Source organism: bacterium, assembly GCA_030019025.1.
Lineage (GTDB): Bacteria > Hydrothermota > Hydrothermia > UBA1063 > UBA1063 > UBA1063.
On the sequence record JASEFR010000039.1, the window covers coordinates 1 to 12,009 of the forward strand.

The window sequence follows — 12,009 nt, forward strand, 5'->3', positions numbered from 1 at the left end:
AATAAAAACCGCTACCTTCAGTGAAGTGGCGGAAGATAATGCTGAACCTCTTTACTACTTGCATCCGGGCTCCTGGATACGAGGTGATTTTACCACTTGGGTCGGGCACGAAGAGAAGAATAGGGCTTGGAAATATTTAAAACAGGTGAAGTCTTTGCTAAAAGGCCATTTAAATCCTCAGGCGGAAGAAGAATTGATGTGTGCCGAGGGATCTGACTGGTTTTGGTGGTATGGCGACGACAACTTTACCCTCTATTATCAGGAATTTGACGAACTTTTCAGAAAGCATCTAAGAAGGGCACTGGAGCTTGCCAATCTTGAAGTGCCAGATTTCCTTGATGAACCCATAAAAAAAGAGATCCAGAGCGTGATCCCTTCAATGATAGCGGTAGCCTATATTAATCCCAAAATTGATGGATTGGTTGAGAATTATTACGAGTATTTAGGGGCTGGTGAATTTGACGTTTCAACCTTTTCCACCGGCCAGATGGCGGTTAAAAGTTATTTTCTTGAAAAAATTGTATATGGTTTTAATGAAGAAAAACTCTTTTTAATGCTCAAACCACAACCCGGCCGAACCATAGAAAGGGTAGAACTATACTTTGAAGGGGGAAGGGATATTGTTTTGGACTCAAAGAGGAGGACCTCTAATCAGGATAAGGTTGAGTTTGCGTGGAAGAAAGTTTTTGAGATAGCCATTCCATTGAACATTACCGAGGGTACAGACGAAGTTAAGTTTTACCTAATAATAAAAGGTGAGCAGGTTTCTGAAAGGTATCCACGGGCAGGCTCCTTTAAAATTAAAAAGTTGCAAAAAGATGAAATTGATGTAATCTGGTAGGAGGTATTATGAGAAAGAAGCTCTTGTTCGGAGTTCATAATCATCAGCCCGTCGGGAATTTCAGGCACGTTTTCGATCACTCCTTTGAGAGGAGTTACAAACCCTTTCTTGAGATAATGTACGAATACCCGCAGTTTAAGTTTTCAATGCATACGACTGGCCCACTGTGGGAATATTTTGAAGGGGAGCACCCTGAATATGTAGAGATGGTAAGGGAAATGGTTTTAAGAGGTCAGCTGGAACTGGTTATCAGCGGATTTTACGAGCCTGTTCTTGCCTCAATTCCACACAGAGACAGAATTGGGCAGATAAATTTAGCAAAGGGTTATATTAAGGATCGTTTTAATTACGACGCAAAGGGTTTGTGGCTGACCGAAAGAGTCTGGGAGTCAGAGATTGTCCAGTCCCTTGTTGAGTGTGGCATTAAGTATGTTCTTGTTGATGACTTCCATTTTCTCTCTGCTGGGAAGAAAAAAGAAGAACTTCACGGGTACTACGTAACCGAAGGTGAGGGGAGGACCCTTGCAATTTTTCCAATTGATGAGACTTTAAGATATTTAATTCCTTTCAGAGAGGTTCATCAGAGCATAGATTATATTAAAAATATACCTGGTTCGATGGCGATAATCTTTGACGATGGCGAAAAATTCGGGCTCTGGCCGGGAACTTTCGAGTGGGTTTATGAGAAAGGATGGCTCAGAAATTTTGTAGAAGCGGTTTTGAATAGTGGAGATATTGAACCTGTAACTTATTCTGAAGCCTTAAAAACCTTACCACCCCTTGGGAGGATTTACCTCCCTACTGCTTCATATTTTGAAATGGGCGAGTGGTCCCTTCCAGCTGATGGTGCCGTTGATTTTATAAAATTTGTTAATAAACTTCGTGCAGAAGGAGTTTTTGATCATTACAGAAGATTTGTAAGAGGGGGCATCTGGAGGAATTTTCTTGTGAAATATGAAGAATCAAACAATATGCACAAGAAGATGCTATATCTTTCGGATCTCCTGTCTGCGGGTAAAAGTCGAAAATTAAAATTTAACCTTTACAAGGCGCAGTGTAACGATGCCTATTGGCATGGTGTTTTTGGTGGATTATATCTTCCACACCTGAGAAAAGAGATTTATTCCAACTTGATTGAGATCGATAGAAAAGTAAAGAGCCCGGGGAGGGTTGTAGATGACCTGAATAAAGATGGAAGACCGGAAATTAGTGTAAAAAACAAGGAATTAAGGATTTCTGTGATTCCGCACTTAGGAGGCTCCATCTACGAAATTTCCAGTTTTAAATATCTCTACAATTTTCAGGATACATTAACAAGACGGTTTGAGCACTACCATGAGGGAGTAAAGATTGGTGAACCCCCAAAAGAAGGTGTTGCGTCAATTCACGAACAGGAAAAATGGATTGACGAGCAAAGCGCTAAGGAGATGGTCTATGATAGTTATCCTCGGTACTCTTTTTTCCTTCACTTCCTTCCCGAAGCCTTGGACTTCCAAAGCCTTAGATATAGCAGGTATCAGGAACTTGGTGACTTTGCCACAGGCGAGTTTGATTATCGGCTTAATGGGAATAGCATTCGGTTGACCAGACAGGGGAGAGTAAAGGGTGAAAGGGAAGTCAACGTAATAGCTGTGAAGTACATAAAACCAGTGAAAGGTGGAGTTGATCTGGCGCTGGCCATAAAAGGGGAAGAGGAGTTAAACCACACCGTTGCTATTGAATTGAATTTAAAGTTCGAAGTGCCGATGCTTTTATTAGAGGACAGGGGGGAAAAGATCAGCCATAGTGATTATGTTTTAAAAGGCAGGAATTATATTGAAATTGCCGATGAAATATTGAAAGTTATTTTATCCATTGAAAGCTCAAAGTGTGACGATATTTATCTTTACCCAATTTTAACCATTTCGCAATCAGAGAAAGGGTTTGACTTGGTATATCAAGGTACCTCAATCTTTTTATTCGCAAAATTGAAGGGCAAAAATTACAGGGACACAATAAGGATAAGGTTCAAAGGAGGGAGAAATGCCTGAGCTGAGGTACGATGTCTTCAGGGTTAGGTGGACAATTATCTCCACGGAAAGGGGTAGGAGGCCATCTGATTATGTAATGACAAAAGAGGAAATCAAAGGGGGAGTTTGTCCATTTTGTTATGGACACGAGCACACCACCCCTCCTGAGATCTTTGTAATTGGCCCGAAAGATCGTGCTCCTAATACAGAAGGATGGGAAGTTAGGGTTGTGCCTAACAAGTTCCCCGCTCTCAGAATTGAGGGGGAATTAACGAGGGAGGCCGTTGGTCTCTTTGATAAAATTAATGGTATTGGCGCCCATGAGGTAATAATCGAAACTCCTGAGCACGACAAAAACCTTGGCGATTTGAGCGTCGAACAGATCAAGAAAGTTTTGATAGCTTACAGGGAGCGCATTAGGGATCTGATGAAGGATATCCGTATTCGCTACGTACTTATCTTCAAAAATTACGGAAGAGAAGCAGGGGCTTCCCTTTTCCATCCCCATTCCCAATTGATTGCTACGCCAATGATACCAACGGTAGTAGTTACGGAACTTCAAGCTTCAAGAGACCACTTCAGGTCTAAAGAGCGGTGTTTAATGTGCGATATTATAAATCAGGAGTTACAGTACGGTTCACGAATTGTAATGGACAGGGACAACTATATTGTGTGGGAACCTTTTGCCTCTTCTTTCCCCTTTGAAACTTGGCTGATACCTAAAAAACACCTGCACGATTTTGCCCTTCTTGAGGATCACGAACTGGAAGTACTTGCCAGCGTTTTGAAAGAGATGCTACTCAGAATCAAGATCGTTTTGAATGATCCACCTTTCAATATGGTACTCCACACCGCACCAAGCCCCCATCAAAGGCCTGGAAGGACAGATTACTGGACCACCATTGAGTATGATTACCACTGGCATATAGAACTAATTCCGAGGATAACAAAAATTGCAGGTTTTGAGTGGGGATCTGGGCTTTACATTAATCCCACTCCTCCCGAAGAAGCTGCGAAATATTTAAGAGAAGTTGATATAAACATTTAGGTGAGATTATGGCAAAAAGGGGTTATTTTTCTCTGGTACTCCATTCCCATTTGCCCTACGTGTTGGGCCATGGTGTGTGGCCTCATGGGGCTGAGTGGCTTTACGAAGCAGCCACAGAGACATATATTCCTCTTTTGATGGCTATAGAAAGACTTATTTCCAAGGGGATTAGGGTCCACTTTACCATTGGTATAACGCCAGTTCTACAAGAACAGTTAAAAGATGATCGTTTTAAAGAAGGTGTAAAGGGTTATGTTGAGCAGAAAATTGACTCGGCGAGGGAGGACGAAATCTATTTCTTAAAAACGGGGTATAAACACAGGGCGAGCCTTGCTGTCTTCTGGCAAAGGTTCTATGAACAGGTTGGCGAATATTTTGATCAAATCAATAGAGATATAATCGGACGTTTTTCTTCTTTCTTCAAAGAAGGCCACATAGAGATAATCACCTCTGGAGCGACTCATGGCTATATGCCACTTTTGTTGAAGGATGAATCTTGTTATGCTCAGGTACTGGAAGGTAAGAGGGCTTTCCTAAAAAATGTGGGTGTAGAACCATCAGGTATCTGGCCACCGGAACTGGCTTATAGATTCTCCTATAAGTGGAAGCCACCCGTTGGAAATTATCCAGAGTATATCAGGCTCGGCCTTGAGGAGATTTACAATAAACTCGGAATTGAGTATTTTCTTGTTGACCATCATTTGATTGAGGGTGGTAAGGCGGTAGGGACTTATATAGGGCTTTTTGAAGCTCTTAAACTGCTTTGGGAGACCCAGGCTTCGGCTTACAGACCAGTGGAAGTCGAGAAAAAAGATATTCTGCGAAATTACTACGTTGTTTCCCCTGGTAAAAAGGTGGGCGCTGGTGTTTTTGCACGGGATCCAAGGACAGCTTTGCAGGTCTGGTCGAGAGATATTGGCTATCCCGGAGACTTTGCTTATCTGGAATTTCACAAAAAACACTTCCCGGGAGGTCACCGTTATTGGCGGATTACTGGGAAGGACGTGGATCTTGGAAACAAAGATGAATACCGAAGAGATTGGGCTGAAATGGCAGTGCAGAGCCATGCAAACCACTTTGTTGACATTTTGAAGAACATTATTGCGAAGAGCGAGCTGGAGGACCCCATCATTGTAGCACCTTTTGATACCGAACTTTATGGCCACTGGTGGTTTGAAGGCATTGATTGGCTTGAGAAGGTTTTTGAAAATATTTCCAAAGCCGAAAGTGTAGAAACTATTACCCTTGGTGAATATCACCGTAAACATCCTCCTGAAATGGTGGTAAATCTACCAGAAGGTTCATGGGGAGAGGGAGGTTTTCACTGGGTCTGGCTTAACGACTGGACTTCATGGACGTGGGAAAAAATTTACGAAATTGAAGATAGATTTTATAAGGAAGCTTTAAATAAAGATTTTGCTGGGAATTCTTTGTATATGAGGATTTTAAGGCAATTGGGAAGAGAACTTCTTTTACTCCAGTCTTCTGACTGGCAGTTCCTCATAACTACCTGGAGTGCCAGGGATTATGCGGAACAGAGAGTTGCAATTCACTACGAGTATTGTAAAAGGCTCCTTGAGATGCTTGCTAATTTAAGAAATAATGAAGGTTTGAGTGACGAAGGTTTAAACCTGCTTCATTCCTTGGAAGAAAGGGATAGACTCTTTGAGGATATTAACCCCATGGAGTGGAATTTACAATGAAGGCTGTAATTCTGGCTGGTGGTAAGGGAAAGCGTCTTGAACCATATTCTCTGGTAATACCCAAACCTCTTATGCCCGTTGGAGATATGCCCATAATGGAGATTATTGTTAAAAAATTGGTTAAGAATGGTTTTACAGATATTTACGTTGCCTGTGGACACCTTGCTGAACTTATCAAATCTTACTTCAATAATGGAAAAAAATGGGGTGCAAACATTGAATATTCGGTGGAAGACAAAGAGCTTGGAACAGTTGGGCCTTTGAAACTTCTGAGGGATAAGTTAGATGAATCCTTTCTCGTTGTTAACGGTGATACCCTTACAGACCTTGATTTTCATGAAATTTATAGATTTCATTTGATAAATGGCAAACCTCTAACCATTGGAGTGGTTAAACGTGAAATTGCGACGGAGTTTGGAGTTGTAAAATTTGAGGGGAATGTCCTTAGGGAATATCAGGAGAAGCCCACCCTTGAGTACTATGTTTCCATGGGCGTTTATGTTTTTAATCCTTATATACTGAGAAGAATTCCCGAAAATACAAAGTACGACTTTCCAGACCTTGTTAATGATCTTTTAAAGGATAACCTTGAAATAGGCGTTTACCTGCACGATGGTTTCTGGCTCGACCTTGGGAGGAAGGAAGATTTTTCTATCGCCTTTGAGGAATTCGAAAAAAGGCGGAAGGAAATTTTACAAGAGTAGAGGACCTTATTCAAAAGTTGCTGTAGGCTGGTTGTCCTGTGATTCTTCGGCAGTCGTTTTTGGTGCTTTAAGATTTAATCTCTTTTCAATTCTCGAGACGAGCTGATTAAATTTCTGTTCAGAATTTTTACCAAGCAGAGCTGCAAAAAACTGAGAATAACTAAGAATTTTTTCTATTACATCTGGAGCTTTTTCGCACCCGGGCCAGTAAGACTTTATCTTTGCTTCGTCAAGATGTTTCATCAAACCATGTAGTATATAGGCGGAGAGAAAAATGTCATCAATGTATCCAAGGACCCCGGTGAAGAGTTCCGAAAAGATGTCTAAGGGCAATATCCAGTATGTTAAAACAGAAGCAAGCCCCACCTTGTACTCTATGGGAATTTCGGGGTCTCTGTAGATTCGGAAAAGGAATATGAAAAGATCAGGACCGGTAAGAAGAATCTCTACTGCTATTCTGCCATACTTACCGAGAAGCTTTTCAGCATCTTGAGCAATTTTATTGCGTAAATATTTATAAAAGCTAAGATACCCATCTACACTACGCGTTCTTTTTATGTTTTCCATAGTACTGGTATTATAACCTTTGTAGCTGGGAAAGTAAAGGATGGGAAATTTCGTCTTGTTTGATCATTGAGCGGGAGGTGTGTGGATAGGTTAGTCTTCATAAAAACCCGGGGGTTCCGAAGAGCCCACGAGATGATATAGGCTGGCTCTTACTTTACTATTATCAGGAGACACTTAACTGATTTTGACATAAAATCTCCTTATAATGCCAATTTTAAAGATGAATATTCACCTTCGCAAGGTTAAGTTTAGTTAAATGCTAATGTATTATTTTACTCTACACGATGAGAAGAAGTTTATCAGCGATGCCTCGCACTGATTTTCCCCAATTTTCCTGAAGATTTATAATTTAACAATAACCAGAAGTTGAAGGAGGGTTGTATGAGACATTTTGATTCTATCGTGGTTGGTGCGGGACCGGGAGGGTATGTGGCTGCCATTCGTCTTGCACAGCTTGGTAAAAATGTTTGTGTTGTTGAAAAAGGAGAGGTAGGAGGAGTTTGCTTGAATGTTGGCTGTATCCCTACTAAAGCTCTTCTTGAGGTAACTTCAATTTTAGAAAAAGTGAACACTTTTAAAAGTAAAGGCATTGTTGTGGATGGATTCAAATTTGAAACCGACAAAATGCGGGAGTGGAAAAAGGGGGTTGTGACAAGGCTCGTAAGGGGTGTGGAATATCTATTTAAACAGAATGGTGTTAAACTTTTAAGAGGTTACGGAGAACTGATAGGCGATAAGCAGGTTAAAGTTGACGGAGAGATTCTGGAGGCGGATTCCATTATCCTTGCAACGGGGTCTTCTCCTAAATCCATCCCTGGTTTTGAGTTTGATGGCAAGAAAATATTGGATTCCACATTGGGCCTTGAAATAAATGAGGTCCCAAAGCATCTTTTAATCGTGGGAGCCGGTGTAATTGGCATTGAGATGGCAACGATTTACAGACGGCTTGGTTCAGAAGTAACAATTGTAGAAATATTGCCTGATATTCTCACAGGATTTGACCGGGAAGCAGTTGGCGTTCTTAAGAGGAATCTTGAGAAAAAGGGAGTCCGTTTCTTCCTGAGTTCAAAACTGACGAAGGATGGTGATAGTTTTTATATTGTGAAAGGTGATGAAAAGATTCCCGTTGAACCTGATAAGATTTTGATAGCAACGGGTAGAAAACCCAATACTGAGGCCTTTGCACAGTCTGGGATTGAACTTGACGAAAAGGGATTTGTTAAAATTGATGAAAACTACAGTACGAGTCTTAAAGGCGTTTATGCCATTGGGGATATAGTACCGGGTCCTCAGCTTGCTCATAAGGCTTCAAGGGAAGGCATCATGGTAGCTGAGATAATCGCAACTGGCAAACCTTCTCACAGGGCAAAATTTATTCCCTCTGTGGTTTACGGTGATCCTGAGGTGGTTAAAGTAGGATGCACTGAAGAGGAGTTGAAAGAAAGGGGAATCAATTATAGGGTTGGCAAATTTCCTTTTCAGGCCAATGGCCGTGCGCTGACTCAGGAAAGCGTGCAGGGTTTTGTAAAAATACTGGGTGATGAGAAAGATAATGTTTTGGGCTTTCACATTGTTGGACCTCATGCATCAGAGTTTGCTGGAGTTGGAGCTCTGGTTCTTGAAAATGGCTTGAGGGTAGAGGATATAGCTAAGGTCGTTTTCCCTCATCCTACACTTTCTGAGGCAATCATGGAATGTGCTGAAAATTACTATAAAAAGGCAATCCATATCATCAACCGATGATTGAGTTGATAGATTTAGGCTTCAAGCAATACAAGGATGCCTGGGATTTTCAGAAAGAATTGGTGGAGAAAAGAATTAGGGACGAAATTCCGGATACTTTACTTTTGGTTGAGCATGAACCTGTTTTTACTCTCGGAAAGAACAAAGACTGGAAAAATCTTTTATTTCCTGAGGAGTACTTAAGAAAGCTGGGGTATTCTCTTTACAAAGTAGAACGGGGAGGAGATATAACCTATCACGGTCCCGGTCAGCTGGTAGGCTATCCTATTTTTAAGCTGAACAGCGCCCTTGCTGGAGTTAAGAAGTTCGTATTTAATGTGGAAGAGGCACTAATTAGAACCCTTATTGGATATGGAATAGAGGCTTATAGACATGATGAATACACGGGGGTTTTCACACCCCAGGGAAAGATTGCATCCATTGGAATGGCCTTCAGGAAATGGGTTTCCTTTCATGGCTTTGCCCTGAATGTGAACAATAGCCTTGAACCTTTTAGATTCATAATACCCTGTGGTATTTCTCACATTCCAATGACTTCTATGGGGGAAATTCTGAAAAGGGAAATACCGATGGCGGAGCTTAAACGACGAATTTTCCAGAACTTTTGTGAGGTTTTTGGAGGCTGAGATATAACAAGTTGGTTTTGACGTTCCTCGTAATTCCAGTAAAACTTTAAAGACCGCTTGAAAGTTGAACCGTTTTGTTGAATAATTAAAACAAATGGAAAGGGGTAAATTGGAAAAAATTTTAGCCTTTGATATAGGTGGTACAAACATTAAGTATGGATTGGTTGAAAGGGGGAAGATAGTTGATAGAGGCTCCTTTCCAACCCATGCTGAAGAGGGTAAGGATTTTGTAATTGCAAAGCTGCTTGATCTGATTAATGTAAAGAAAAATGTGATTGATGGCGTTGGTCTTGCTGTTGCTGGACTTGTAGACCACGAGAAAGGTGTAGTTTATGAACCACCAAATTTGCCGGGATGGAACGAAGTCCCTATCAAGGAAATGATTGAGAGCAAGACAGGAAAACCTACTTTTGTCTTGAACGACGCCAATGCTTTTGTTCTCGGGGAGTGGCAGTTCGGAGTTGGCAAGGACGAAGCCAATGTCATTGGTATAACTCTGGGGACTGGTGTCGGCGGAGGTATAATTGCCAATAGAAAATTACTTCTGGGAAGGGTTCATTTTGCGGCTGAAATCGGTCATATGGTTATTGACCCGTCGGGACCAGTTTGTAATTGCGGTCAAAGGGGATGCTGGGAATCCTATTTGGGGAGTGCTTACTTCTCTAAAAGGGCTAAGGTGTTTTTGCAAAGATATGGAATTACCCTCGAGGAATACTCTCCAAAGGAATTAAGGGAAATAGCTGCGCAAGGTTGCGAACCAGCAAAACTACTCTGGGAAGAGTTTGGATATTATTTAGCAATCGGGCTTGTGAATCTGACTCATATCTTTGATCCAGATATTTTTGTAATAGGTGGAGGTGTGTCGAACGCCTTTGAACTCTTTATCGGAAACACTGAGAAGATTTTAGAAGAGCGGGTTATGGGCTATTCCAGACGGGAACTGAAAATCAGAAAATCCTTGCTGGGGGATGATTCAGCATTACTGGGAGCATACTATTTTGCCCATGAGGAAGGAAAGGTGTGGTAGGGTTCTGGCGGTAGATTACGGTAAAAAAAGAGTAGGACTTGCTTGGAGTGATGAAATGAGGTTAATTGTCACACCTTTGATTGCTTATGATAACGATGAAACTTTGATGCAGAAATTGGTTTCTTTGATTGTAAAAAACAACATAACGGAAATTGTCTTTGGTCTTCCCATTAGAATGAGTGGGGAGGAGGGGGAGCTTGCAGAGGAAATAAGAAGATTTGCCAATGAACTTTCCACAAAGTTTCCCAGCATCGTTATCGAGTTTTTTGATGAGAGTTTAACTTCTAAAGATGCTGAAGCCCTATTTAGGTCGAAGCACGGCAGGCCCCCTGTGGGTAAGAAAGATAAATATTTGGTTGATAGTTACTCAGCGGCAATTTTGTTAGAAGAATTTTTGAAGAAAGATGAAGCCTTTTAAAATTTTTCTTGTTACGGTGATTATCCTGTTGTTTGCAATTGGAATCTTCTATGTTGAATTTCTTTACCCCGTTAAAGGTGAGTATGAATTTCTGGTTTCTAAAAAGGTTCCTGCCTCGGTAGTGGCTAAATCTCTGGAAAGGCAGGGTTTTATAAGAAGTTCTTTTAGTTTCCTTGTCTTATCGCGTATCACTGGTTGGGACAAGAAGATCAAGGCGGGAAAGTATAAACTTTCCCGACCTCTCCCAAACTTTAGACTCTTATATGCTATGGTTTACAATGGACTGTATATGCTTGAATATCCTGTGACGGTTAAAGAAGGTTCTACAATTGAGGATATTGCCGAGGCTCTTGCTACAATTGAAGTTGATACCACTGAATTTCTTAGGCTTACAAGGGACCCAAGTTTCATCGAATACTTAAAGGAATACTTCCCTAAGCTTGATGCTAAGGAGACTCTTGAAGGTTATCTTTACCCCGAAACCTATAAATTTTACTGGGCTGAAGACCCAAGGCAGGTTATTTTTAAGATGGTATCTCAGCTTTTTGCAGTTATTCCTGATTCTTTTTATGATAGGATGAAGGAACTTAAATTTACCCTGAATAAAACTCTGATTCTTGCGTCAATTATTGAAAAAGAGGCGCAGGTTGATTTTGAGAGACCTCTTATCTCCGCAGTGTTTCACAACCGTTTAAGGCTTCGCCGTCCCCTGGAGTCAAATGTAACTTTGGAATACTATTTAAAACAACGCAGAGCGTGGTTAAAAGGGAGTGAAACCAAATTGGAAACACCTTACAATACATATAAGTATCCAGGATTGCCGCCTACTCCTATATGTTCGCCCTCCATAAAATCAATTACTGCTGCGCTTTATCCTGCAAAGGTGAACTACCTTTACTTCGTGGCCAAAGGGGATGGAACACACTATTTTTCGAGAACATATGCTGAACATCGCCTGTATTCTATGAAGGTTCGGCGGTTGTTTAAAGAGAAAAATTAACGCTTAAAGTCGGAGTAATTTATTGTAATATTCCCTGAGTATTCTCCTTTCTTGTGGGGGGAGATTTTCTATTTCTGAAAGTATTTCGCCGATTTTTTGGGGATCTACGATTTTTTCTGTCCCTGGCTCTACAAATTGGTAGGGTTTTGCGGGCTCGGCGTATCTTTTTTGTGTAAATTCCTCTTTTTTATACGAGCCGTAAGCATCGAGCAGATGTTTTAATGTCTTTCTTTGGGACTCGATAAGCTCGTTGTCGAATTCCCTCTTTCTCAATTTATCTTCAACTTCCTGGAGTTCCTTTAGTGCTTGTTCAATTTTTTCGC

12 protein-coding genes are annotated in these 12,009 nt (G+C 41.1%); 10 read left to right on the forward strand and 2 right to left on the reverse strand.

Features of this window, described 5'->3' with window-relative positions; genetic code table 11:
* The 5 genes from QMD82_08160 to QMD82_08180 form a co-directional block, all read left to right on the forward strand.
* Positions 1–841: hypothetical protein (locus QMD82_08160; protein MDI6851889.1), on the forward strand; the 841-nt coding region annotated here is incomplete at its 5' end.
* 8 nt (positions 842–849) lie between these two features.
* Positions 850–2,871: a DUF1926 domain-containing protein gene (locus tag QMD82_08165; GenBank protein MDI6851890.1), complete on the forward strand. Its 2,022-nt coding sequence runs from the start codon at positions 850–852 to the stop codon at positions 2,869–2,871.
* The gene (galT, locus tag QMD82_08170) at positions 2,864–3,898 is read left to right on the forward strand and encodes a galactose-1-phosphate uridylyltransferase (GenBank protein MDI6851891.1); all 1,035 of its coding nucleotides are present in this window, start codon (positions 2,864–2,866) and stop codon (positions 3,896–3,898) included. Before QMD82_08165 ends, galT begins: the two co-directional genes overlap by 8 nt.
* Before the next feature lie 8 nt (positions 3,899–3,906).
* Positions 3,907–5,601: a DUF1957 domain-containing protein gene (locus QMD82_08175; protein MDI6851892.1), complete on the forward strand. Its 1,695-nt coding sequence runs from the start codon at positions 3,907–3,909 to the stop codon at positions 5,599–5,601.
* Positions 5,598–6,305, forward strand: coding sequence for a sugar phosphate nucleotidyltransferase (locus QMD82_08180; protein MDI6851893.1), 708 nt, complete (start codon positions 5,598–5,600; stop codon positions 6,303–6,305). The genes QMD82_08175 and QMD82_08180 overlap by 4 nt, the downstream gene beginning before the upstream one ends.
* A 6-nt stretch (positions 6,306–6,311) precedes the next feature.
* Here QMD82_08180 and QMD82_08185 read toward each other — a convergent pair whose 3' ends face one another.
* Complete coding sequence (locus QMD82_08185) at positions 6,312–6,872, reverse strand: DUF1232 domain-containing protein (protein MDI6851894.1); 561 nt, start codon at positions 6,870–6,872, stop codon at positions 6,312–6,314.
* Between the two features lie 381 nt (positions 6,873–7,253).
* Between QMD82_08185 and lpdA the strand changes: the two genes are divergently transcribed.
* From lpdA to mltG, 5 genes are all read left to right on the forward strand, one after another.
* Positions 7,254–8,615, forward strand: coding sequence for a dihydrolipoyl dehydrogenase (gene lpdA / locus QMD82_08190; GenBank protein MDI6851895.1), 1,362 nt, complete (start codon positions 7,254–7,256; stop codon positions 8,613–8,615).
* Positions 8,612–9,241 carry a lipoyl(octanoyl) transferase LipB gene (gene lipB / locus QMD82_08195; GenBank protein MDI6851896.1) on the forward strand — a complete coding sequence of 210 codons (630 nt, stop codon included), beginning with the start codon at positions 8,612–8,614 and terminating at the stop codon, positions 9,239–9,241. Before lpdA ends, lipB begins: the two co-directional genes overlap by 4 nt.
* A 94-nt stretch (positions 9,242–9,335) precedes the next feature.
* Entirely contained in the window at positions 9,336–10,268 is a 933-nt protein-coding gene (locus tag QMD82_08200; protein ID MDI6851897.1) for an ROK family protein, read from the forward strand.
* Positions 10,246–10,686, forward strand: a complete 441-nt coding sequence (ruvX, locus tag QMD82_08205) for a Holliday junction resolvase RuvX (protein ID MDI6851898.1) — start codon at positions 10,246–10,248, stop codon at positions 10,684–10,686. The genes QMD82_08200 and ruvX overlap by 23 nt, the downstream gene beginning before the upstream one ends.
* A complete protein-coding gene (gene mltG, locus QMD82_08210; protein MDI6851899.1) occupies positions 10,673–11,686 on the forward strand; it encodes an endolytic transglycosylase MltG in 1,014 nt (337 codons plus the stop codon). Before ruvX ends, mltG begins: the two co-directional genes overlap by 14 nt.
* Before the next feature lie 3 nt (positions 11,687–11,689).
* Here mltG and QMD82_08215 read toward each other — a convergent pair.
* On the reverse strand, positions 11,690–12,009 hold a 320-nt coding region (locus QMD82_08215; GenBank protein ID MDI6851900.1), incomplete at its 5' end, for a hypothetical protein.

Coding starts and splice junctions, on each gene's coding strand:
- QMD82_08165 (MDI6851890.1), top strand. CDS start 850: ATGAGAAAGAAGCTCTTGTTCGGAGTTCATAATCATCAGCCCGTCGGG.
- galT (MDI6851891.1), top strand. CDS start 2,864: ATGCCTGAGCTGAGGTACGATGTCTTCAGGGTTAGGTGGACAATTATC.
- QMD82_08175 (MDI6851892.1), top strand. CDS start 3,907: ATGGCAAAAAGGGGTTATTTTTCTCTGGTACTCCATTCCCATTTGCCC.
- QMD82_08180 (MDI6851893.1), top strand. CDS start 5,598: ATGAAGGCTGTAATTCTGGCTGGTGGTAAGGGAAAGCGTCTTGAACCA.
- QMD82_08185 (MDI6851894.1), bottom strand. CDS start 6,872: ATGGAAAACATAAAAAGAACGCGTAGTGTAGATGGGTATCTTAGCTTT.
- lpdA (MDI6851895.1), top strand. CDS start 7,254: ATGAGACATTTTGATTCTATCGTGGTTGGTGCGGGACCGGGAGGGTAT.
- lipB (MDI6851896.1), top strand. CDS start 8,612: ATGATTGAGTTGATAGATTTAGGCTTCAAGCAATACAAGGATGCCTGG.
- QMD82_08200 (MDI6851897.1), top strand. CDS start 9,336: ATGGAAAGGGGTAAATTGGAAAAAATTTTAGCCTTTGATATAGGTGGT.
- ruvX (MDI6851898.1), top strand. CDS start 10,246: ATGAGGAAGGAAAGGTGTGGTAGGGTTCTGGCGGTAGATTACGGTAAA.
- mltG (MDI6851899.1), top strand. CDS start 10,673: ATGAAGCCTTTTAAAATTTTTCTTGTTACGGTGATTATCCTGTTGTTT.